At 68.7% G+C, this 22,071-nt stretch carries 21 protein-coding genes and 1 pseudogene; 14 read left to right on the plus strand and 8 right to left on the minus strand.

Going from position 1 to position 22,071, the window contains the following annotated elements; translation table 11 throughout:
* Positions 1-10: 10 nt before the first annotated feature.
* Positions 11-739: a helix-turn-helix transcriptional regulator gene (locus A5771_RS07305; RefSeq protein WP_064854544.1), complete on the minus strand. Its 729-nt coding sequence runs from the start codon at positions 737-739 to the stop codon at positions 11-13.
* Between the two features lie 132 nt (positions 740-871).
* Between A5771_RS07305 and A5771_RS07310 the strand changes: the two genes are divergently transcribed.
* The gene (locus A5771_RS07310) at positions 872-2,326 is read left to right on the plus strand and encodes an acyl-CoA synthetase (RefSeq protein WP_064854545.1); all 1,455 of its coding nucleotides are present in this window, start codon (positions 872-874) and stop codon (positions 2,324-2,326) included.
* 19 nt (positions 2,327-2,345) lie between these two features.
* Positions 2,346-2,633: a hypothetical protein gene (locus A5771_RS07315; protein WP_064854610.1), complete on the plus strand. Its 288-nt coding sequence runs from the start codon at positions 2,346-2,348 to the stop codon at positions 2,631-2,633.
* Here A5771_RS07315 and A5771_RS07320 read toward each other — a convergent pair.
* Positions 2,614-3,315 (minus strand): TetR/AcrR family transcriptional regulator, encoded by a 702-nt coding sequence (locus A5771_RS07320; RefSeq protein ID WP_064854546.1) that lies wholly within the window; start codon positions 3,313-3,315, stop codon positions 2,614-2,616. The two genes, A5771_RS07315 and A5771_RS07320, sit on opposite strands and share 20 nt — an antisense overlap.
* Positions 3,316-3,447: 132 nt before the next feature.
* Between A5771_RS07320 and A5771_RS07325 the strand changes: the two genes are divergently transcribed.
* Positions 3,448-3,873, plus strand: a complete 426-nt coding sequence (locus A5771_RS07325; RefSeq protein ID WP_064854547.1) for an MmpS family transport accessory protein — start codon at positions 3,448-3,450, stop codon at positions 3,871-3,873.
* Entirely contained in the window at positions 3,870-6,734 is a 2,865-nt protein-coding gene (locus A5771_RS07330; protein WP_064854548.1) for an RND family transporter, read from the plus strand. The genes A5771_RS07325 and A5771_RS07330 overlap by 4 nt, the downstream gene beginning before the upstream one ends.
* A 10-nt stretch (positions 6,735-6,744) precedes the next feature.
* Here A5771_RS07330 and dapD read toward each other — a convergent pair whose 3' ends face one another.
* Complete coding sequence (dapD, locus tag A5771_RS07335; protein ID WP_109401059.1) at positions 6,745-7,698, minus strand: 2,3,4,5-tetrahydropyridine-2,6-dicarboxylate N-succinyltransferase; 954 nt, start codon at positions 7,696-7,698, stop codon at positions 6,745-6,747.
* 102 nt (positions 7,699-7,800) lie between these two features.
* On the opposite strand from dapD, the gene dapE reads away from it, so the two are divergent.
* Complete coding sequence (dapE, locus tag A5771_RS07340; RefSeq protein WP_064854550.1) at positions 7,801-8,877, plus strand: succinyl-diaminopimelate desuccinylase; 1,077 nt, start codon at positions 7,801-7,803, stop codon at positions 8,875-8,877.
* On the opposite strand, the gene A5771_RS07345 is transcribed toward dapE, so the two are convergent.
* Complete coding sequence (locus tag A5771_RS07345; RefSeq protein ID WP_064854551.1) at positions 8,874-10,928, minus strand: hypothetical protein; 2,055 nt, start codon at positions 10,926-10,928, stop codon at positions 8,874-8,876. The two genes, dapE and A5771_RS07345, sit on opposite strands and share 4 nt — an antisense overlap.
* A 47-nt stretch (positions 10,929-10,975) precedes the next feature.
* Here A5771_RS07345 and A5771_RS07350 point away from each other — a divergent pair, with 47 nt between their 5' ends.
* The 7 genes and pseudogenes from A5771_RS07350 (at position 10,976) to A5771_RS07380 (ending at position 16,438) form a co-directional block, all read left to right on the plus strand.
* Positions 10,976-11,539 (plus strand): TIGR00730 family Rossman fold protein, encoded by a 564-nt coding sequence (locus A5771_RS07350; RefSeq protein WP_082947102.1) that lies wholly within the window; start codon positions 10,976-10,978, stop codon positions 11,537-11,539.
* Positions 11,540-11,577: 38 nt separating this feature from the next.
* Entirely contained in the window at positions 11,578-13,356 is a 1,779-nt protein-coding gene (gene fadD6 / locus A5771_RS07355) for a long-chain-acyl-CoA synthetase FadD6 (protein WP_064854611.1), read from the plus strand.
* Positions 13,281-14,262, plus strand: a pseudogene (gene folP / locus A5771_RS07360) (dihydropteroate synthase). The gene fadD6 and the pseudogene folP overlap by 76 nt, the downstream one beginning before the upstream one ends.
* Before the next feature lie 5 nt (positions 14,263-14,267).
* A complete protein-coding gene (locus A5771_RS07365) occupies positions 14,268-15,203 on the plus strand; it encodes a glucosyl-3-phosphoglycerate synthase (protein WP_064854554.1) in 936 nt (311 codons plus the stop codon).
* Between the two features lie 19 nt (positions 15,204-15,222).
* Positions 15,223-15,534 carry a DivIVA domain-containing protein gene (locus A5771_RS07370; RefSeq protein ID WP_064854555.1) on the plus strand — a complete coding sequence of 104 codons (312 nt, stop codon included), beginning with the start codon at positions 15,223-15,225 and terminating at the stop codon, positions 15,532-15,534.
* Positions 15,531-16,112: a DNA-3-methyladenine glycosylase I gene (locus tag A5771_RS07375; RefSeq protein ID WP_064854556.1), complete on the plus strand. Its 582-nt coding sequence runs from the start codon at positions 15,531-15,533 to the stop codon at positions 16,110-16,112. Before A5771_RS07370 ends, A5771_RS07375 begins: the two co-directional genes overlap by 4 nt.
* Positions 16,113-16,270: 158 nt before the next feature.
* On the plus strand, positions 16,271-16,438 hold the full coding sequence (locus A5771_RS07380) for a DUF3117 domain-containing protein (RefSeq protein WP_003885506.1): 168 nt from the start codon (positions 16,271-16,273) through the stop codon (positions 16,436-16,438).
* Positions 16,439-16,500: 62 nt separating this feature from the next.
* Here A5771_RS07380 and glgA read toward each other — a convergent pair whose 3' ends face one another.
* Entirely contained in the window at positions 16,501-17,664 is a 1,164-nt protein-coding gene (gene glgA / locus A5771_RS07385; protein WP_064854557.1) for a glycogen synthase, read from the minus strand.
* Between the two features lie 123 nt (positions 17,665-17,787).
* On the opposite strand from glgA, the gene glgC reads away from it, so the two are divergent.
* Positions 17,788-19,002, plus strand: coding sequence for a glucose-1-phosphate adenylyltransferase (gene glgC, locus A5771_RS07390; RefSeq protein ID WP_064854558.1), 1,215 nt, complete (start codon positions 17,788-17,790; stop codon positions 19,000-19,002).
* A gap of 18 nt (positions 19,003-19,020) precedes the next feature.
* Here the strand turns inward: glgC and A5771_RS23885 are convergent, their stop codons facing one another.
* A complete protein-coding gene (locus A5771_RS23885; RefSeq protein ID WP_064854559.1) occupies positions 19,021-20,205 on the minus strand; it encodes a DUF2599 domain-containing protein in 1,185 nt (394 codons plus the stop codon).
* Between the two features lie 176 nt (positions 20,206-20,381).
* Positions 20,382-20,774: a nitroreductase/quinone reductase family protein gene (locus A5771_RS07400; protein WP_064854560.1), complete on the minus strand. Its 393-nt coding sequence runs from the start codon at positions 20,772-20,774 to the stop codon at positions 20,382-20,384.
* Positions 20,775-20,820: 46 nt separating this feature from the next.
* Here A5771_RS07400 and A5771_RS07405 point away from each other — a divergent pair, with 46 nt between their 5' ends.
* Positions 20,821-21,435: a TetR/AcrR family transcriptional regulator gene (locus A5771_RS07405; protein WP_131808899.1), complete on the plus strand. Its 615-nt coding sequence runs from the start codon at positions 20,821-20,823 to the stop codon at positions 21,433-21,435.
* Here the strand turns inward: A5771_RS07405 and A5771_RS07410 are convergent.
* Positions 21,423-22,064, minus strand: coding sequence for a methyltransferase family protein (locus A5771_RS07410; protein WP_428844392.1), 642 nt, complete (start codon positions 22,062-22,064; stop codon positions 21,423-21,425). The two genes, A5771_RS07405 and A5771_RS07410, sit on opposite strands and share 13 nt — an antisense overlap.
* Positions 22,065-22,071 lie beyond the last annotated feature (7 nt).

Genomic DNA, 22,071 nt, shown 5'->3' on the forward strand with positions numbered 1-22,071 from the left:
GCGTACCCAGCTACTGGGCGGTCACCTTGGCGATGCACAGCTCAGGCTCGACAAACGGATCCAATTCCGCGCTCAACGCAGCTTTTTCGCCATCGGTTCCGTCCATGAGCAGCCCGCGCAGCAGGCCCAGGTGCATGGCGCAGCTGACTTCCGGGTGCGACCGCGCCAAGTCGCGGACCGGGCAGCTGTGCAGCCGGATCGCGCACTCGCGCCGGCCCTCCCCTGTGTCGGCTGCCTCGGTGATCTCGGGTCCGAAGCCCATGCGCTCGAAGATCAGCGCGATCCGGTCGGCGGAGTCGTCGACGCCGGGCTCGGCAGCGCTCGCGTTCGGCTCGGCCGGATCAGCGGAAGCGCTCTCGGCGAGGATCCGGCCGGCCCAGCGTCGGCCGGCCCGTTCGGCGCGCTGCCGGCGCTCGGCGGCGGTGTCGCCGAGCTCCATCGCGAGGATCTCGGCGAGGCTGCGGTAGTCCAACCGGTCGCGCACGGCGACGTATCCGGTCCGGGGGCGCCCGACGCCGTCCCGCTTGATCCGGGTCCGCGCGACAGAACCGTCCTCACACAGGGCGTCGAGGTGGAAGCGGACCGTGGTGACGTGCAAGCCCATCTGCTCGGCGATCTCGGTGGCGTCCACCGCGCCGGCGGCGCAGGCGACCAGCCGCAGCACCCGTTCCCGCTGCTGGTTTCGTGGCAACCGCTGACTGCGATTGGCGCCGCGCCGCGGGCCGGACTGGTCGCGCATCGGTAGACCTCTCGGTGAGCAGTTGTCCGCAAATTTAATGGAACGAATTCATTGATACCAGGGGCGGCGGGTGAAAGTTGCTCGCCCGATCGGCTGCGGCCACCCGGGCAGCCAACCGGTAACGTCGCTCAGGTGCTGCTGACCTCGCTGGACACCGATACCGACGATATCGCCGATGCGGTGCGCATCGACGACACCGTACTTAGCCGGGCCGACTTGCGGGCCGCCTCGGCCGCGGTACGCGAAGACCTCGGCGGCGTGGTGCGGGTCGCGGTGCTGGCTACCCCGACGGCGTCGACCGTGCTGGCGGTCGCCGGCGCTCTGCTCGCCGGGCTGCCGGTGGTGCCGGTGCCCGCCGACGTCGGCGTCGCCGAACGCGCGCACATCCTGCGTGACTCGGGCGCGCAGGCGTGGCTGGGGGAGCGGCCCGACGAGCTCGCCGGCCTGCCGCACTTTCCGGCGCGGCGCGGCGCCGGATCGTCGAGCCTCGCTGAACCGCCGGGTTCATGCGGCGGTTCCAGCGTCGCCTCTCCTTCGTCGAGCCTCGCTGAACCGCCGGAAGACGACACCGCACTGGTGATCTACACCTCCGGCACCACCGGGCCGCCCAAGGGCGTGCAGCTGAGCCGGCGCGCGCTGGCCGCGGATCTCGACGCCCTGGCCGAGGCCTGGCAGTGGAGTCCCGACGACGTTCTGGTGCACGGCCTGCCGCTGTATCACGTGCACGGCCTGGTGTTGGGCCTGCTGGGATCGCTGCGGGTCGGCAATAGGTTCGTGCACACCGGCAAGCCGACCCCGCAGTCCTACGCAGCCGCCGGCGGTTCACTGTATTTCGGGGTGCCCACGGTGTGGTCGCGGGTGGTGGCCGACTCGGGGGCCGCCGAGGCACTGCGGCCGGCCCGGCTGCTGGTGTCGGGCAGTGCGGCGCTTCCGGTTCCGGTGTTCGATCGGCTCGTCGCACTCACCGGGCACGCTCCCATCGAAAGGTACGGCAGTACCGAATCGCTGATCACGCTGAGTACCCGCGTCGACGGTGAGCGCAGACCCGGCTGGGTGGGCCTGCCGCTGCGCGGCGTGCAGACCCGGCTCGTCGGCGAGGACGGCGGCGCGGTCACGCACGACGGAGAGAGCATCGGGCGGCTGTTGGTGCGCGGACCGACGCTGTTCGACGGGTACCTCAACCTGCCGGAGGCGACAGCGGCGGCGTTCGACGCCGACGGCTGGTACCAGACCGGGGATGTCGCGGTGATCGACGCCGACGGGATGCACCGGATCGTCGGCCGCGAATCGGTCGACCTGATCAAGTCCGGGGGCTTCCGGGTCGGGGCCGGCGAGATCGAGACCGCCCTGCTCGGCCATCCCGCGGTGGCCGAGGTGGCCGTCGTCGGGCTGCCCGACGAGGACCTGGGCCAGCGCATCGTCGCCTTCGTGGTCGCCTCCCCGGGCGGCGGGGCGCAACCCGATGAGCTGATCGCGTATGTGGCCCAACAGCTGTCGGCGCACAAGCGGCCGCGCGAGGTGCGGGTGGTCGATGCGTTGCCGCGCAACGCAATGGGAAAGGTACTCAAGAAGGCATTGCTGACGTAGGCTCGCGGCTGTGAAGCCGATGAAGCGATTCAGTCTCGCCGTAGTCACGGTCCTCACCGTCGCGGCGTTCGTGCTCGGCGGGTGCTCGTCCGTCAGCAAGGTGATCAACAAGGGCGGTGACACCACCTGCCAGGAGTTCAACAGCCACGACGACGAGAAGCAGCGGTCGGAAGTGTCCAAGATGCTCAAGGACAAGCACGGCAATGAGCCGTCCAACATGGAGCTTTCGGCGACGCGGGTGGCGGTCAGCGCCTACTGCAAGACGATCGGCAAGGACAGCGACAAGATCAGCAACGCGATGCTGTAATGCCCACCTTGGTCGCGGAGCAGGGGCCTGCGGGTTCCCAGGTGCGCATCGCGGCTTCGACGCCGTCGTCGTCGAGTGCGGCAACCGGTAGCGGCAATTGGTCACTGCGGTAACGCATTCCGTCAAGAAGGATGGCCACATAACGGCGCCACAGCTCGGCGTCGATGTGACCGGCGAACTCGCTGACCGTGCCGGCCAGGAGCCCGAAGATCGGCATGTCCGTATCGGAGAGGTCCGGACGCAGGCGACCGTCGGCTCGCGCGCGCTCGACGAGTCTTTTCAGCACGGGAACAAGTCGCTCCTGGGCGGCCGTCACTCGATTGCCGCCGTATGCCTTGCTGAAAGCGATCTCCCGTAGACCTCGGTCGGTCGCGGTGATCGCACACATCTGCTCGACGTACCAGACCAGCCCGCACCATGAGTCAGGTTGGTGCAGAGCTGCTTCCGCCAAGTCGGCGAGCTGATTGACGCCGTCTTCGAAAATCGCCTCGAGAAGCTCCTCCTTGGTGGCGAACCGCCGGTACACCGTTCCGACTCCCACCCCGGCATGGTGCGCGACATCGTTGAGATTGGGCTCCAGGCCCTTGCCCGCAAACAGCTCGCGGGCCGCTGCCAGGATGCGCTTCCGATTGCGCTCGGCGTCCTTTCGCAGCGGGCGGCCCGCCGTCTTCTTGGAACTCACACCGACGAGTCTAATGTGAGCACCGCCATAAGTGGATTGACGCGATCCACTTACGTAGTTAGCTTGACTACCTGGAACAGCGAAAGCGCCTGCCGTGGCTGTCGACCGCAATATCACCGTCGGAAGGTAGCGATGAACAGGCTCATCAGACGTTGCTGGCTCCCGGCCCTGATCGTGGTGGCGGTCGCAGCGGGGGCCATCACGGTCGCGCAGCTGCGGACGGTGTTCGGTTCGCATCCCGTGGTGGTGACCGACTTGTCCTCGGACACCGCCGAGGACTTCAACCCGAAGTTCGTGACGTACGAGATCTTCGGCTCGGGTACCACGGCCGTCATCAACTACATGGACCTCGAAGGCAAGCCGCAGCGTGTCGCCGATGTGGCGTTGCCGTGGACCTTGACGCTGCAGACCACGCTGCCCTCGGTGATGCCCAACATCCTGGCCCAGGGTGACGGCGACAGCATCAGCTGCCGGGTGACCGTCGACGACGAGGTCAAACAGGAAAGGACGGCCACCGGAGTGAATGCCGAGACCTTCTGCTTCGTGAAGGCAGCATGACCGCGCCGACCGGGCGGCCGTGGCTGCCCCGGTTCATCCGGACGTTCGCGGTGCCGATCATCCTGGCCTGGATCGCCCTGATCGCTGTGCTGAACGTCGTCGTCCCGCAGCTCGAGGACGTCGGCAAGCTGCGTGCGGTGTCGATGAGCCCCAACGACGCACCGTCGATGATCGCCACCAAGCGCGTCGGAAAGGTGTTCGAAGAGTACGACACTTCCAGCTCGGTGATGATCGTGCTCGAAGGCGACGAGCCGCTGGGCGCGCAGGCGCACGAGTTCTATGACCAGATGGTGCGCGAACTGCGTGCCGACACCGCCCACGTGCAGCACGTTCAAGACTTCTGGGGCGACACGCTGACCGCCAAGGGCGCCCAGAGCGCCGACGGCAAGGCCGCCTACGTTCAGGTCTACATCGCCGGTGACCAGGGCGAGACACTGGCCAACGAGTCGGTGGAGGCGGTGCGCCACATTGCATCCGAAGTTCCCGCGCCGGCCGGCGTGAAGGCCTACGTGACGGGGCCGGCGGCCACCAGCACCGATCAGAACCACGTCGGCGACAAGAGCATGGAGACCATCGAAATGCTCACCTTCGCCGTCATCACGGTGATGTTGCTGACCGTCTACCGGTCCATCATCACCACACTGATCGTGCTGGTGATGGTCGTGTTCGAGCTGTCGGCTGCCCGGGGGCTGGTGGCATTCCTGGGCTTCCACAACCTGTTCGGCCTGACGACCTTCGCCACCAACATGCTGGTGACGCTGGCGATCGCCGCTTCCACCGATTACGCGATCTTCCTGATCGGCCGCTATCAGGAGGCGCGCAGAGCCGGCCAGGACCGAGAAGCCGCCTACTACAACATGTTCCACGGAACCGCGCACGTGGTGTTGGCCTCCGGGCTGACCATTGCCGGGGCCACTTTCTGCCTGCACTTCACTCGGCTGCCGTACTTCCAGACGATGGGTTTCCCGCTGTCGATCGGCATGGTGATCGTGGTCGCCGCGGCTTTGACTCTGGGGCCCGCGGTCATCTCGGTGTGCAGTCGCTTCGGTCGTGTGCTGGAACCCAAGCGCGTCACCCGGTCGACTGGGTGGCACCGGGTCGGTACGGCCACCGTCCGCTGGCCCGGCGCGATCCTGGTGGCCGCCGTCGCAGCGGCGCTGATCGGCCTGCTCACGCTGCCCGGGTACCACACCAGCTACAACGACCGCATCTACCTGCCCGATGACGTCGCGGCGAACGTGGGCTACTCAGCGGCGTTCCGGCACTTCTCCCAGGCGAAGATGAACCCGGACCTGATGATGATCGAAACCGATCGGGATCTGCGTAACCCGGCGGACTTCCTGGTGATCGACAAGATCGCCAAGGCCCTCAAGAACGTGCACGGCATCGCCCAGGTGCAGACCATCACCCGCCCGGACGGGGACCCGATCAAACATTCCACGATCCCGTACACCGTCGGCCAAAGCGGCACGGCCCAGTTGATGAACAACGACTATATGCAGACCAACCTGGAGAACCTGCTCAAGCAGGCCGATGATCTCCAAGCCAGCATCGACTCGATGACCGAGATGATGAACATCCAGCAGGATCTGGCCTTGGTGTCGCAGCGGATGGCCGACAAGATGTCCAACACGGCTGTCGATATCGGCGAAATGCGGGACCACATGGCTGATTTCGACGACTTCTTCCGGGTGTTCCGCAACTACTTCTACTGGGAACCGCACTGCTTCGACATCCCCATCTGCCACGCATTGCGGTCGATCTTCGACGCCCTGGACGGCGTCGACACGATGTCCGGTGACTTCGATGAGCTGGTTCCCGACATGCAACGCATGGCCGAGCTGATGCCGCGGATGGTTGCGGTGATGCCGGCGCAGATCCAGTCGATGAAGAATCAGAAGCAGACGTTGCTCAACCAGTACCAGGTGCAAAAGGCCCAGCAGGACCAGAACATCGCGATGCAGGAGAACTCCACCGCGATGGGCGAGGCGTTCGACACCGCCAAGAACGACGATTCGTTCTACCTGCCGCCGGAGGCCTTCGAGACCGCCGACTTCAAGCGCGGCATCAAGCTGTTCATGTCGCCGGACGGTCATGCGGTGCGGTTCACCATCATTCACCAGGGTGATCCGTTGACGCCCGAGGGAATATCGCGTATCGAATCGCTGAAGGTCGCGGCGGCCGACGCGATCAAGGGCACACCGTTCGAGGGGGCCAAGATCTACCTCGGCGGCAGCGCGGCGATGTTCTACGACATGCAGCAGGGCGCCAACTACGACCTGCTGATCGTGGCGACGGCCGCACTGATCCTGATCTTCATCATCATGATGGTGTTGACCCGCGCCGTGGTCGCCGCGACGGTGATCGTCGGCACGGTGGTGCTCAGTCTCGGTTCGGCGTTCGGGCTGTCAGTGCTGATCTGGCAACACATCGTGGGTATCCCGCTGCACTGGATGGTGCTGCCGATGTCGGTCATCGTGCTGCTCGCCGTCGGTGCGGATTACAACCTGCTATTGGTCTCACGGATCAAGGAGGAGATCCACGCGGGCCTGCACACCGGGCTCATCCGCGCCATGGTCGGCACCGGCGCGGTGGTCACGGCCGCGGGCCTGGTGTTCGCCTTCACCATGGCCTCCATGGCGGTCAGCTCGTTGATTGTGATCGGTCAGGTCGGTACGACGATCGGACTGGGTCTGCTCTTCGACACCCTGATCGTCCGGTCGTTGATGACGCCATCGGTGGCCACGCTGCTCGGGCGCTGGTTCTGGTGGCCGCAGATCGTGCGGCCGCGCCCGGTTCCGCGGCCCTGGCCGCAGCCGAGGGCAGCGGAACCCGTGGAAGAGGGGGCGGCGCTGGTCTAAAGGCCACCCCTCAGTTGGCGTGCAGGTCCTCGTTGAGCGCGATGCCCTGACCGTCGCGGGCGACCACCTCGACCGCGCCGGTCTGCGAATTGCGGCGGAACAGCAGGTTGTTCCCGCCGGCCAGCTCGCGGGCCTTGACCGTGCTGCCGTCGGGCATGGCGACCTTGGTCCCGGCGGTGACATATAGCCCGGCCTCGATCACACAGTCGTCGCCCAGCGGGATGCCCAGCCCGGCGTTGGCCCCCAACAGGCAGCGCTCGCCGATCGAAATCACCTGTGTGCCACCGCCGGACAGCGTCCCCATGATCGAAGCGCCGCCACCGACATCGGAGCCGTCGCCGACCACCACACCCGCCGAGATGCGGCCCTCGACCATCGAGGCGCCCAGCGTGCCGGCGTTGAAGTTGACGAATCCTTCGTGCATCACCGTGGTGCCCGGCGCCAGGTGCGCGCCCAAGCGCACCCGGTCGGCGTCGGCGATGCGCACTCCGGACGGCAACACGTAGTCGACCATGCGCGGGAACTTGTCCACCCCGTACACGGTCACCGGGCCGCGCCGGCGCAGCCGGGCGCGCACCGACTCGAAGCCCTCGACCGCGCAGGGCCCGTAATTGGTCCACACCACGTTGGTCAGCACCCCGAACAGGCCCTCGGCGTTGAGTCCGTGCGGCGCGACCCGGCGGTGGGAGAGCAGGTGCAGTCGCAGGTAGGCGTCGTAGGCATCGACGGCCTTGTCCGCGAGCGAGCCGATGACCGTGTGCACCGCGACCGTCTCGGTGCCGCGGTCCTCGTCGCGGCCGAGCAGCCCGGCCAGCTCGGCGGGCACGTCGTCCCCGGCAATCCTGGTGGTTCCGGACTCGCCCGAGCCGCCCAACTCCGGGGCGGGAAACCAGGTGTCGAGCACTGATCCGTCTGCGGCCAGCGTCGCTACTCCGACGCCCGAAGCTCCAGTCACGCCGGTCAGGCTATTTCTTTCCGCGAGCAGACGCAAAAGCCCCCTGCGCGCGTAGAAATTGGGCGCTTTCACGTCTGCTCGCCGGGAGATGCGACCCGTTAGGCTGGGGCCGTGCTGGATCTGCGCTCCGACCCGATCGCGCTGACCGCGGCGCTGGTCGACATTCCCAGCGAGTCGCGGCACGAAGCGCGGATCGCCGACGAGGTGGAGGCCGCGCTGCGGGCGCAGACTTCCGGTTGCGAGATCATCCGTGACGGCGACGCGGTGCTGGCCCGCACCCAGCTGGGTCGACCGACCCGGGTGCTGCTGGCCGGGCATCTGGACACCGTGCCGGTGGCCGGCAACCTGCCCAGCCGGCGCACCACCGATGCCCAAGGCGACGTGCTGCACGGCTGCGGCACCGTCGACATGAAATCCGGCGTCGCCGTCTTCCTGCACCTGGCCGCCACCCTCACCGAACCCGCCCACGACCTGACGCTGGTCTTCTACGACTGCGAGGAGATCGAGGCGGCGGCCAACGGGCTGGGCCGCATCGAACGCAACCTGCCGGACTGGCTGGCGGCTGATCTCGCCATCCTCGGTGAGCCCACGGGCGGCTACATCGAGGCCGGTTGCCAGGGCACCCTGCGGGTCGTCATCAGCGCCGCGGGCACCCGGGCGCACTCGGCGCGATCGTGGCTGGGCAACAACGCGATTCACAAGCTGGGTGCGGTGCTGAACCGGCTCGCCGCCTACCAGCCGCGCAGCATCGACATCGACGGCTGCGTCTACCGCGAGGGCCTGTCGGCGGTGCGCATCGACGGCGGGGTGGCCGGCAACGTCATCCCCGATGCCGCCAGCGTCACGGTGAACTTCCGCTTCGCCCCGGACCGCACGCCCGACGAGGCGCTGGCCCACGTGCAGGAGGTGTTCGACGGGCTGCACGTGGTGATCGAGCGGACCGACTCCGCCGCCGGCGCCCTGCCGGGACTCACCGCGCCGGCCGCTGCCGCGCTGGTGGCCGCCGCCGACGGACATGTGCGGGCCAAGTACGGCTGGACCGACGTCGCCCGGTTCGCCGCCCGCGGCATTCCCGCGGTCAACTACGGCCCCGGTGATCCCAATCTGGCGCACTGCGTCGACGAGCGGGTGCCGGTCGAGCAGATCAGTGCGGCGACGGCGCTGCTGCGCCGGTTCCTGTCCGGCTAGGTGCCGGTCAGCGCGCGGGCCTGAGCCAACGCCGTTTTGCCCAGGGCGCAGTCGATCTCGTCGCACAACCGGGCCAGCGGGTCGGCCGCGCGCGCATCGCCGAGCTGGACGGCGGTGTGCCAGGCCTGCAGCGCCACCGCCGACTGGCCGCTGCGCTCGGCCATTCGGGCGGCGTCTCGGGCAGCGGTGATGGCGCCGTGCCGGTCGCGCATGCCGGCCCGTTGCCAGGCGCGGGCCACCCCCAACTCCGGAGCGAACAGCGCCGACTTGGTTCCGTGCCGGGACTCGGCGCGGCTCAGCGCCTTTGCCGCACCGGCGATGTCGGATTGGCGGGCCAGCGCAGTGGCCAGCAGGGTCAGCGACAGCGGGCCCCACGAGTAGCCGGTGCGCTCCAAGGTGGCCGCAGCCGGTGCCAGTAGCTGTGTCGCGGGGTCGAATTCGCCGGCCGCGATCAGCACCTGGGCCACCAGCACCTCGCCGATCGCCCGCCCGGGTTGGGCTAGTTCGGCGAAATCGGTGAATTGCCGGGCGAGTTCGCGCGCGTCGGTGAGCCGTCCCGTCATCAGCAGCACGGTGATCTCGGCCAGCCCGATGGTGAACCGCAGCAGCCCGGGATGCTCGGCGTCCAGCGCGCGGCGGGCCAGCGGCCCGACGTCGTCGAATCGACCGGCCCGCGCCGCACACAGCGCCGCGGCGCTGCCGGCCCAGGCCACCGCCATGTCGTCGGCGGCCGGATCGGCCAGCACCGCGGCGGCGGCCTCGGCGGCGCGACCGATATTGCCGGCGTTCATCGCGAACGTCGCGCCGAGCGCATCCAGGGTGATGCGCGGGCTCGCCCCGGTGACGCGGCCCCGGGTGGCGGCCAAAAACGCGGTGGCGCGTTCGGGTTCGCCCAGCATGAAGAACTGGTTCGCGGCTCGCGGCAACGCCCAGGCCATCAGCTCCGGTTCGGTCAATCCGGCCGGGTCGACCGCCGACAGCACCGCGTCGGCCTCGCGTCCGCGGCCCTGCCATCCCAGCGCGTGCGCCAGCGCCAGTCGGGCCGGCAGGTGATCGGCGCGGTCCAAGGCGCTGCGCGCCAGCCGCTCACCCAGTTCCAGATCGCCCAGCCGCAGCGCCTGCTGCGCCGCGTCCACCAGGTCCGCAGCGGGCTGCGGTGCGTCGCTGGCGGCGGTCAGCGCCGCCAGCCGCAGCTGCTCGCCGACGTGCTCGCACGGCCGTTCCGCCAGCACGGCGACCACTTCGGTGCGCAGCCGGCGGGCGGCTTGACCGTCCCGGCCGCCAAGGGCCTGCAAGGCCCGCTCGGCGAACAGCGGGTGGGCGGTGTAGACGACTGGGTCCGGGCCGTGGCCGCCGCGGGTGCGGGTCTCCAGTACTCCGAGTTCCTCGGCCTGGCCGACCGCGTCGGCACCGGCCAGCCGGGTCAGGTCGGCCAAGGCCAGCGGCTCGAGAACGGCCAGGTAGTCCAGCGCCGCGCGGGCGGGTCCCGGCAACGCGGCCAGGAAGGCTTCGATATCGCCCGCGCCGGTCGCCTCGTCTGTTGCCGCGATGTCGATACGGTCCAGCAGGTCATCGCCCCACAGCGCGGCGATGGGCGGCGGGGCCACCGGCGCACCGTCGGCGCATCCGGTGATGATCATCCGGGCCGCACCGGTCAGCGCCAGCTGGTAGACCAGCGTCGCCGAGAGGATGTCGAGCTGATGGGCGTCGTCGATCACCAGCAGCAACTCGCCGCCGTCAAGGCCGGCGACCAGCGAATCCCGCGCTGCCCGCAGTAACGCGGCGGGCTTGCCGATCTCGGCGACCCGGACCAGGTGGCTCAGTGCGCCGAACGGCACGGTGCGCTCGGCGGGGGTGCCGATCACCCAGCGGATGCGGGTCTGCGGGTGCCGCCGGGCCCTGTCTTCGGCGGCCAGCCGGGCCAGGGTGGACTTTCCGCAGCCGTCGGGACCGAGCACCACCGCGCCGGCGCGCTGTCGGTCAGCGTCGAGCGCTTCGGTGAGCCGACGCAGGGCGACCGAGTGCTCGGGAACGTTCCACCGGATCGGCATCGCGGAGATTTTACGGTCTGCGCCGGTCGCCGGTTAGCCTTTCGGATGTGCGGTCGAGCGAATGGGCGGTGTGCGTCTACTGCGCGTCGGGTCCCACTGATCCGGGCTTGCTGGCGCTGGCCGCCAAGGTGGGTGCGGCCATCGCCGAACGGGGCTGGACGCTGGTGTGGGGCGGCGGCAACGTCTCAGCGATGGGAGCGCTGGCGGTGGCGGTCCGGCAGCACGGCGGCCACACCGTCGGAGTGATCCCCAAGGCCCTGCTGCATCGGGAGGTGGCCGACGTGGAGTCCGACGAGCTGATCGTCACCGACACCATGCGGGAGCGCAAGCAGGTCATGGACGAGCGTGCCGACGCGTTCCTGAGCCTGCCCGGCGGGCTCGGCACGCTGGAGGAGCTGTTCGAGACCTGGACCGGCGGGTATCTGGGCATGCACGACAAACCAGTGGTGCTCTTGGATCCCGACGGCCACTACGACGGGCTGTGGACCTGGCTGTCGGGGCTGATCGAGGCGGGCTTCGTGTCCCGGCGCGCGATGGACCGGCTGCTGGTGGTCGACGAGCTGGAGGCGGCGTTGGCCGCCTGCGCACCCGATACCGCTGGTGTCGACTAAGCTGAGTCGTCCTTGAGTTGGCGAAACGGGAGAACAGCGTGTCCGATCACAACTCCGGCGCGGTCACCCGGGTAGGACTCACCCAGATCGCGGCCCGGTTGCCGGGGCTGGTTGCCGACGCCCCGTCGATCCTGCGCGGGGTGCGGACCGGCCTGCTGGCCCGGCCCACCTCCAAGGCGTCGATCGGCAAGGTCTTTCAGGATCGCGCCGCGAAGTTCGGCGACCGGGTCTTCATCCGATTCGACGAGCAGCGGCTGACCTACCGCCAGGCCAACGAGACCGTCAACCGCTACGCCGCGGTGCTGGCCGCCCGCGGTATCGGCCACGGCGACGTCGTCGGGATCATGCTGCGCAACTCACCCAACGCGGTGTTGATGATGCTGGCCGTCGCCAAATGCGGCGCGGTCGCCGGCATGGTCAACTACCACCAGCGCGGCGATGTATTGGCCCACAGCCTGGGCCTGCTGGACGCCAAACTCCTTGTCGCGGAATCGGATCTGGTCGATGCCGTGCACGACAGCGGCGCGCCGGACCGGCCGGAGACCATCGAGGAGCTGGAGCGGCTGGCCGCCACCGCGCCCGCCGGCAACCCGGCGTCGGTGGCGGCGGTGCTGGCCAAGGACACCGCCTTCTACATCTTCACCTCGGGCACCACCGGCTATCCCAAGGCCAGCGTGATGACCCATTACCGGTGGCTGCGGGCGCTGGCGGCGTTCGGCGGACTCGGGCTGCGCCTGCGCGGCAACGACACCCTGTACTGCTGCTTGCCGCTATACCACAACAATGCGCTGACGGTCGCGGTGTCGTCGGTGCTCAACGCCGGAGCGACGCTGGCGCTGGGCCGCTCGTTCTCGGCGTCGCGGTTCTGGGACGAGGTGATCGACTACCAGGCCACCGCCTTCGTCTACATCGGCGAAGTCTGCCGCTACCTGCTCAACCAGCCGCCCAAGCCGACCGACCGCAGCCACCGGGTCCGGGTGATCTGCGGCAACGGCCTGCGACCCGAGATCTGGGACGAATTCGCCCGCCGGTTCGGCATCAACCGGATCTGCGAGTTCTACGGAGCCAGCGAGGGCAACGCCGCGTTCCTCAACGTGTTCAACATGCCCCGCAGTGCTGGCATCTATCCGTTGCCGCTGGCCTACGTGCACTACGACCCCGACACCGGCCAGCCGCAGCGCGGCGATGACGGCTGGGTACGCCGGGTGCCGCCCGGGCAGCCCGGCCTGCTGCTGTCCCCGGTGAGCAAGCTGTCGCCGTTCGATGGCTACACCGACCCGGAAGCCACCGAGAAGAAGCTGGTGCGCAACGCGTTCAAGGACGGCGACTGCTGGTTCAACACCGGCGACCTGATGACCCCGCAGGGCCTGGGGCACGCCGCGTTCGCCGACCGGCTCGGCGACACCTTCCGGTGGAAGGGCGAGAACGTCGCCACCACGCAGGTCGAAGCCGCCTTGAGCGCCGACGAGTCGGTCGAGGAGTGCGCGGTCTACGGCGTCGAAGTGCCCGACACCGGGGGCCGGGCCGGGATGGCCGCGGTCAAGCTGCGCGACGGCGCGACGTTCGACGGGCGCGGTCTGGCCGCGGTGGTCTGCGACCGGCTGCCGCTGTATGCGGTCCCGCTGTTCGTGCGGCTGGTGGAGTCCATGTCGCACACCACGACGTTCAAGAGCCGCAAGGTGGAGTTGCGCGCGCAGGGCTACGGCGACGGCGTCGAGGACCCGCTGTATGTGCTGGCCGGCTGCGACGAGGGCTACGTGCCCTTCTACGAGGGCTATCCCGGCGAAGTGTCGGCCGGCAAACGACCGCGAGGCTGACGCCTGCACGTCACCAGGCACCATAGAACCGTGCAGTCCACCCTCTGCGGTCGCCCGGTGGCGGCCGATCGCGCGCTGATCATGGCGATCGTCAACCGCACTCCCGACTCCTTCTACGACGCGGGCGCCACCTTCAGCGACGAGGCGGCCAAGTCCGCGGTGCATGCCGCGGTGGCCGACGGTGCCGACGTCATCGACGTCGGTGGGGTCAAGGCCGGTCCAGGACAGACCGTCGACGCCGACACCGAGACCGCCCGGGTGGTTCCCTTCATCGAGTGGCTGCGCAGCGCCTATCCGAACCAGCTGATCAGCGTCGACACCTGGCGCTCGGAGGTGGCCAAACGCGCCTGCGCGGCCGGCGCCGACCTGATCAACGACACCTGGGGCGGAGTCGACCCGGAGCTGCCGGCGATCGCCGCGGAGTTCGATGCGGGCCTGGTGTGCTCGCACACCGGCGGCGCCGCACCACGCACCCGGCCATTCCGGGTGAGCTACGGCACCGGCGTCGACGGGGTGGTGGAGGCGGTGATCGGCGAGGTCACCGCCGCCGCTGCGCGGGCCGTGGCGGCCGGGGTCGATCGCGACCGGGTGCTGATCGATCCCACCCATGATTTCGGCAAGAACACCTTCCACGGGCTAGCGTTGTTGCGACACACGGAGAAGTTGGTCGCCACCGGATGGCCGGTGCTGATGGCGCTCTCCAACAAAGACTTCATCGGGGAGACTCTCGGCGTGGGTCTGACCGAACGACTGGAAGGAACGTTGGCGGCCACCGCGGTGGCGGCGGCCGCTGGCGCCCGGATGTTTCGGGTCCACGAGGTCGGGCCGACCCGGCGCGTGCTGGAGATGGTGGCATCGATCCAGGGCGTGCGGGCCCCGACCCGCACAGTAAGGGGACTGGCTTGACCGACATGGTCTGGGCGCCGGGCGACACCCGGCTGGCCGAGCGCACCTGGAGCCGTCCGGACTGGACGGTCGCCGAACTGATCGCCGCCAAAGCCAAGACCGGCCGCACCATCTCGGTGGTGCTGCCGGCGCTGAACGAGCAGGCCACCATCGAATCGGTCATCGACAGCATCACCGGCCTGGTCGACAACCTGGTCGACGAACTGATCGTGCTGGACTCCGGCTCCACCGACGACACCGAGATCCGCTCGATCGCCGCCGGCGCCCGCGTCGTCAGCCGCGAACAGGCGGTCCCCGAGGTGCCCCCGCAGCCCGGCAAGGGCGAAGCGCTGTGGCGGTCGCTGGCGGCCACCAGCGGCGACATCGTGGTGTTCGTGGACTCCGACCTCATCGACCCCGACCCGATGTTCGTGCCCAATCTGGTCGGCCCGCTGCTCACCGGCGACGGCATTCACCTGGTCAAGGGCTTCTACCGGCGGCCGCTGAAGGTCAACGGCACCGAGGACGCCACCGGTGGTGGCCGGGTGACGGAGCTGGTCGCCCGGCCGCTGCTGACCGCGCTGCGACCGGAATTGGGGACCGTGCTGCAGCCGCTGGGTGGTGAGTACGCGGGCAGTCGCGAGCTGTTGGCGTCGGTGCCGTTCGCGCCTGGCTACGGCGTGGAGATCGGGCTGCTGATCGACACCTACGACCGGTTGGGGCTGGAGGCGATCGCTCAGGTCAATCTCGGCGTGCGGGCCCACCGCAACCGCCCGCTGGCCGAGTTGGCCGTGATGAGCCGGCAGGTGGTGGCCACCCTGCTGTCGCGTTGCGGGGTTCCGGACTCCGGCGTCGGGCTCACCCAGTTCTTCGCCGACGGTCCAGAGGGATTGGACTACCTGCCGCGCACCACGCCGCTGTCGCTGGTGGACCGGCCGCCGATGAACACGCTGCGCCACTGAATGAGGCACTATCGATGCCGTGACACTGGTGTTGCTGTATCTCGTCGTGCTCGTCCTGACCGCGCTGCTGCTGTTCGGGGTGGCCAGCGTGCTGTTCGGCCGGGGTGAGCAACTACCGCCGCTGCCCCGGGCGACGACGGCGACCATGCTGCCGGCCTCCGGGGTAACCGGCGCCGACGTCGAGGCGGTCAAATTCTCCCAGGTGCTGCGCGGCTACCACACCGGTGAGGTCGACTGGGTGCTGGAGCGGCTCGGCGCTGAGCTCGACCAACTGCGCGGGGAGCTCGCCGCCGCGCAGGCCCTTGCCGGGAACCCCTCGGGGCCGCGTTGACCGGCCCGCCCGACGACGGCCTGGTCCGGTGCGGCTGGTCGGAGGGCTCGGCGCTGTATCGCGACTACCACGACCGGGAGTGGGGGCGTCCGGTCCGCGAGACCACCGCGCTGTTCGAGCGGATCAGCCTGGAGGCATTTCAGAGCGGGCTGTCGTGGCTGGTGATTTTGGGCAAGCGGGAGAATTTCCGGCGCGCTTTCGCCGATTTCGACGTCGAGACCGTCGCGCGCTACACCGACGCCGACGTGGCACGGCTGTTGGACGACGCCGGCATCGTGCGCAACCGGGCCAAGATCGAGGCGACGATCGCCAACGCGCGCGCGACCGTCGACCTGGGATCCACCGATTTGGCAGAGCTGTTGTGGTCGTTCGCCCCGCCGCCGCGTCCCCGACCGGTGCAACTGTCGGCAATTCCGGCCGTCACGCCGGAATCAACGGCCATGTCGCGCGAATTGAAGCGTCGCGGGTTTCGATTCGTCGGACCCACCACCGCTTACGCATTGATGCAGGCCACGGGCATGGTTGACGACCATCTACAGGCGTGTTGGGTACCCCCGGCGACCACGCAGATGCACTAAAATACAACTCCGGAATCGGGTCTTGTGCACGCGGCGTCGCCGATAGGGGAGAATGGGCGAGTGAATTTGCAGTTCGATGCCGGACGCTGCGACCGCGGTGCACAGCCGGCGCAGATCAAGGGCACGGCCGGTGGGCTGGTGCCTGGAGGGAGCACTCGATGGCGGCGATGAAGCCCCGGACCGGTGACGGTCCACTGGAAGCGACCAAAGAGGGGCGCGGCATCGTGATGCGGGTGCCCCTCGAAGGTGGCGGGCGATTGGTCGTCGAGTTGACTCCGGACGAGGCCGCTGCACTGGGCGACGAGCTCAAGGCCGTCACGAGCTGAGGCGATCGCAAGCGCGGCGGAGCCGGGCGAAGCGGGTCGCCGTTATCACCTGAGGTGGGCGGCTAGCCGCCCACCTGTCGATAGATCGCCAGAGTCTGCTCGGCCACTCGCGCCCACGAAAAAGCCTCGACGCAGCGGAGTCGGCCTGCGTCGCCGTAGCGCCGTGCCCGCCCCGGGTCGCTGATCAGTGCGTTGACCGCCTCGGCGAGGCCGTTGCGGAAACCCTCGGGGTCGGCGGCGTCGTAGTGCACCAGCGAACCGGTGACGCCGTCGCGCACCACCTCCGGTATGCCGCCGACGTCGGAGGCCACCACCGCGGTGGCGCAGGCCATCGCCTCGAGGTTGACGATGCCCAACGGCTCATAGATCGACGGGCAGACGAACACCGTTGCTGCCGAAAGTAATTTGCGAATCTGCCGCGCCGGCAGGCTTTCCTGGATCCAGAACACACCGCTGCGAACCGCGGCCAGCTCACGGACCGCGGCGCTCATCTCGGCGGCGATCTCCGGTGTGTCGGGAGCACCGGCACACAACACCAGCTGGGCTTCCGGGTGAAACCGGTGCGCGGCGGCCACCAGATGAGCCACCCCCTTCTGCCGGGTGATCCGTCCGACGAACGCCACCATGGGCCGGTCCGGATCGACGCCGAGGTCAGCCAGCATCGACGAGTCGGTTCCGGCCGGCTGCGGACACCACACGTCGGTGTCGATGCCGCTGTAGACGACATGCACCCGGTCGGGTCGCAGCTCCGGATAGACCCGCAGCAGGTCCTCGCGCATCGCCGAACTGACGGCGATCACCGCGTCGGCGGCCGTGGTTCCCAGCTGTTCGGCCCACGACGACACCCGGTAGCCGGCGCCCAGCTGCTCGGCTTTCCAGGGCCGCAGCGGCTCCAGCGAATGCGCGGTCAGCACATGCGGGATGTCGTGCAGCAAGGCCGCCAGACGGCCCGCCAAGGCCGTGTACCAGGTGTGCGAGTGCGCGATGTCGGCCGTGCCGACGGCGTCGGCCATCGTCAGGTCGGCCGACAGTGTCCCCAGCGCCGGATTCCCATCTCGCAGCGCCGGATCGGGCTGATGCGCCTGCGCGCCCGGCCGGGGCGCCCCCATGCAATGCACGTCGACGTGACACAACCGCCGCAGCGCTTCGACCAGGTTCGTGACATGCACGCCCGCGCCACCGTAGATCTCCGGGGGATATTCCCGGGTCAGCATCGCCACCCGCATAACCCGCACGGTAGCGGTCGCGGGCGGCCGGGCGCGCGGCGAACGACCGCCAACCTGTGAGAAGCTTCGCCAATCGTGCTGTCCGGCTGGCAGGGTGCCGAAGCGGCCGATAGGTTTGGTGGCATGAGGGAATTGCCGCACGTGCTGGGCATCGTCCTGGCCGGGGGGGAAGGCAAGCGGCTACACCCGCTGACCGCGGACCGCGCCAAGCCGGCGGTTCCCTTCGGGGGCGCCTACCGGCTGATCGATTTCGTGCTGTCGAATCTGGTCAACGCGCGCTACCTGCGGATCTGTGTTCTGACACAGTACAAGTCGCATTCGCTGGACCGGCACATCTCGCAGAACTGGCGCCTGAGCGGTCTGGCCGGGGAGTACATCACCCCCGTGCCCGCCCAGCAGCGGCTCGGGCCGCGCTGGTACACCGGGTCCGCGGACGCCATCTACCAGTCGCTGAACCTGATCTTCGACGAAGACCCGGACTACATCGTGGTTTTCGGGGCGGACCACGTGTACCGGATGGACCCCGAGCAGATGGTGCGCTTCCACATCGACAGTGGGGCCGGGGCCACGGTCGCCGGGGTCCGGGTGCCACGCTCGGAGGCGTCATCGTTCGGCTGCATCGACGCCGACGACTCCGGGCGGATCCGAAGCTTTCTGGAGAAGCCGGCGAATCCGCCCGGCACGCCCGACGATCCCGACAGCACCTATGCCTCGATGGGCAACTACATCTTCACCACCAAGGTGCTGATCGACGCGATCCGTGCCGACGCCGACGATGACCACTCCGACCATGACATGGGCGGCGACATCATCCCGCGCCTGGTCGCCGACGGGATGGCCGCCGTCTACGACTTCTCCGTCAACGAGGTGCCCGGAGCCACCGAACGTGACCGCGGCTACTGGCGCGACGTCGGAACCCTGGACGCGTTCTACGACGCCCACATGGACCTGGTGTCGGCGCACCCGATCTTCAACCTGTACAACAATCGCTGGCCGATCCGCGGCGCGACGGAGAACCTGGCGCCGGCGAAGTTCGTCAACGGCGGGACGGCGCAGGAGTCGGTGGTGGGCGCGGGGAGCGTCATCTCGGCCGGCTCGGTGCGCAATTCGGTGCTGTCGTCGAACGTCCTGATAGATGACGGCGCGATCGTGGAGGACAGCGTCATCATGCCCGGGGCGCGGGTCGGGCGCGGCGCGGTGGTACGGCACGCGATCCTGGACAAGAACGTGGTGGTCGGCCCCGGTGAGATGATCGGCGTCGACTTGGAGAAGGACCGCGAGCGGTTCTCGATCAGCGCCGGCGGCGTGGTCGCGGTCGGCAAGGGCGTCTGGATCTAGACGGTCGCCGCCATAGGGCTAGAACGGTTCCTCGGCGCCGCCGGGGTTGCAGCCGTTGGCCAACAGGCTCAGGGTGCTGACCACCGGGCGCCACGGCTCCAGGTTCCAACTGGTCTTGCCGGGCTGGATGAACTCGGCAAACTGCCAGTGGCACAGGAACTGTTCCCGCATCCCGGGCGTATTGGCGTCCGGGTCGCGTTTCACCACCTCCGACCAGGCCTGCTCGCCCTGGCGCATGGTGCCGGGCTCACCGGCCTGCGCTCGGCCGGTGTCGGTCGGATAGACCCGCAAGCTGGTCCCGTCCTCATAGGTCACCCACCGGGTCTCCGCGACATAGGGCGACGCGCTGATGCCCGCGGCTCCCAGCCAGCCACCCGCACCGCCGAAGCCGCCGGCACCGCCCTCGCCGCCGGATCCGCCGTCGCCGCCGCGGCCCAATAGCAGCCCGCCCATGCCGCCGTCGCCGCCGTCGCCGCCCGCCCCGCCGGTACCGCCGCTGCCCCCGATTCCCATGAACCAGCCGCCGGCCCCGCCGTCACCGCCGGCGCCGCCGTCAGCGCCGAGGCCGCCTGTCCCGCCGTGGCCGAAGAACCCGGCCTGACCACCTGGGCCGCCGGCACCGCCCGCCCCGTCGACACCGGCTCCGCCATTGCCGAACAGGAATCCGCCGTCGCCGGCGTCGCCGAACCCGCCCCACTGTCCGAACAGGCTGGTGTTGGCGCCGTCGAAGCCGTCGATGCCGTCGCCGATCAGATCGCGGCCGAACAGCATGACGAACGGCGCGTTGATCAGGACAGCGCTGAACTCTCCGAACGGGCCGGCGAGCCACTCCTGCAGGCCGGCGTGCAGCGGGGCGTAGAGGAGCTGGTCGAACCACGCGGCAAGGTCGAAAGCCTGGCCCGGCCCCGCCCACCCCGACACCGCGTCGATGACGCCGGACAACAGCGTGTGGGTCGACGGATCGAGTTGGTCCACCCAGGTCTGGGCAATCGTCATCAGGCTGCCCAGGTCGGTGCCCGCCGCCGGTGCGGCCGCCATCGGCTCGGCGAAATCGATGGCCCAGTCCCAGTCCGCCTGCGCGGGTGCGGCGGTGAGCACCGGTGTGGTTGCCAGCACCGCGGCGCTCAGGGCGGCGGCGAGACCGGCCGCCCGGACGCCGCGGGAAGTCCGGACGGTGGCGATGCTCCGCCGTGGTGTGCGCATGGCTCGAACGTCCTCCCGGAAAGACACCTGTCGAACTAACAGGTGATGCTCAGGAGACTGTAAGCCACTTCTGGCATCCATGAGGGCCGGACAGTGGAAGTACTTCCGGCGGAATCCGCTGAACCCCCAGAGCGGCCATAGCGCTCCTGGCTCGTGCTCCGAGGCGCGCGCACCGCTCAGGCGAGATCGATCCGGATCGTCATCAGATCGGTGCCCAATGCCCGAACGAGCGCACTGTTGAACCGGGGGAGGGCGGACAGCCGAGCCTGGGCGTCGTCGGCAGGCACCAAATGGGCCGTACCGCGGAGCCAACGGCCGCGAATCCGCAGTCGGACAGTGTTGTCTCTGAGGATGTTCCGCACGTAGTTCGATGCTTCGCCGTGGCCGGAGACAAACCAGAACTGGTTGTCGATCAGCCGTCCTCCGATCGGGGTGCGTCGCGGCTTCCCGCTCTTGCGGCCAGTTGTCTCCAGCAAGACCTGAGTTGGTAGCAAACGGCAAACCGGGTTGGCGATCCATTTGTGGAAGAACGTGACCCGACGGCGATTGCGCCCCGCAGACTTCGACATTCGCCCAGTATTTGTCGAGACTCACAGTCTTGCCAAGGTCACGCTGGTGTGTTTCGCTATGCGGGTGCGTGCTCATACCGGTCGCCGCCGCAACGACGCGGCGCGGGACGCGATTTTGGCGGCCGCCGCTGAGTTGCTTGAGAGCCACGGCGGCGCCAACATCACCATGGCTTCCATCGCTGCACGTGCCGGAGCGGGAAAACAAACGCTGTATCGCTGGTGGCCCACCAAGGGCGCATTGTTGCTGGAGGCGATGGTGGCGTTGGCCGAGTCCGAGGTTGTCCGCACCGAAACAGGCGATTTGAAAAGCGATTTGACGTCATTTGTGCGCGCGACTTTTGCCGCTGCCAGCAAGCACCGCAGCCTGCTGCTGGGCGTGTTGCGCGAAGCGCTGACCGATCCGGCCACCGCAGCCGACCTCGGCGAGTTCGCGGCATCGCGGCGCGCAGCCTTGCGAGAAATCTTTGAGGCGGCGGTCGAGCGAGGAGAGATCATGCAACGTGGAGCGATCGACCTTGTTGTCGACCAAGTGTTCGGCGTGTTGTGGTACCGATTGATTTTCGACAACTCTCCGCTGACCCGGGCGGCTGCCGGCCGCTTGGTCGAAGGCGTCCTCGGTCAGCTCACGCCGGCAATGTCTGCGCCCGACTACCAGAGATAGGGCGCCAAGCGGTACCGAACCCGCTGGGTGTACTCGCGGTAGCCGCTGAGCTCTTCGGTGAGCAACCGCTCCTCGTCCCGGATGCGCAGCACCAGCAGGATCAGTCCGACCGGCAGGAAGACCAGCCCCCAGTAGGAGCCGAGAGCCAGCGGGGTCCCGACCATCATGATGACGTTGCCGGTGTACATCGGGTGTCGCACCAGCCCGTACAAACCCGTCGAGACCAGCGTCTGACCGGATTCCACGGTGACGTTGGCGGCCGCGTAGCCGTTCTGGATGATCACCAACATGGCCATGCCCAGCCCGATCGCCACCAGCAGGTCGCCGAGCAGACACACCGGCGTCGGCACCGTGGACCATCCGAAGCGGTGATCCAGCGCGCTGAGCACGAACATCGCTGGGAAGCAGATGAATAGGGCGGTGATGACGATCCGTTGCAACGTCCGGGCCTCGGCCATCGGCCCGGCGCGCAGCCGCCGATCCAGCGCGGCCGGATTGGTGCGCATCAGGTAGACGCTGGGAACCCAGGTAGACACCGCGAACACCGCGAGGAACACCCAGGCCTGCCAGTAGTGCAGTGTTCCGGCCGGCACGAACAGCAACAGCCCGAACGCGATCAGACCTAAAATCGCTGAA

It is taken from the genome of Mycolicibacter sinensis (assembly GCF_001667375.1).
Lineage (GTDB): Bacteria > Actinomycetota > Actinomycetes > Mycobacteriales > Mycobacteriaceae > Mycobacterium > Mycobacterium sinense_A.

Coding starts and splice junctions, on each gene's coding strand:
- A5771_RS07365 (WP_064854554.1), top strand. CDS start 14,268: ATGGTCTGGGCGCCGGGCGACACCCGGCTGGCCGAGCGCACCTGGAGC.
- A5771_RS07305 (WP_064854544.1), bottom strand. CDS start 739: ATGCGCGACCAGTCCGGCCCGCGGCGCGGCGCCAATCGCAGTCAGCGG.
- A5771_RS07345 (WP_064854551.1), bottom strand. CDS start 10,928: ATGCCGATCCGGTGGAACGTTCCCGAGCACTCGGTCGCCCTGCGTCGG.
- glgA (WP_064854557.1), bottom strand. CDS start 17,664: ATGCGGGTGGCGATGCTGACCCGGGAATATCCCCCGGAGATCTACGGT.
- A5771_RS07315 (WP_064854610.1), top strand. CDS start 2,346: ATGAAGCGATTCAGTCTCGCCGTAGTCACGGTCCTCACCGTCGCGGCG.
- A5771_RS23885 (WP_064854559.1), bottom strand. CDS start 20,205: ATGCGCACACCACGGCGGAGCATCGCCACCGTCCGGACTTCCCGCGGC.
- A5771_RS07330 (WP_064854548.1), top strand. CDS start 3,870: ATGACCGCGCCGACCGGGCGGCCGTGGCTGCCCCGGTTCATCCGGACG.
- A5771_RS07380 (WP_003885506.1), top strand. CDS start 16,271: ATGGCGGCGATGAAGCCCCGGACCGGTGACGGTCCACTGGAAGCGACC.
- glgC (WP_064854558.1), top strand. CDS start 17,788: ATGAGGGAATTGCCGCACGTGCTGGGCATCGTCCTGGCCGGGGGGGAA.
- A5771_RS07325 (WP_064854547.1), top strand. CDS start 3,448: ATGAACAGGCTCATCAGACGTTGCTGGCTCCCGGCCCTGATCGTGGTG.
- A5771_RS07400 (WP_064854560.1), bottom strand. CDS start 20,774: ATGTCGAAGTCTGCGGGGCGCAATCGCCGTCGGGTCACGTTCTTCCAC.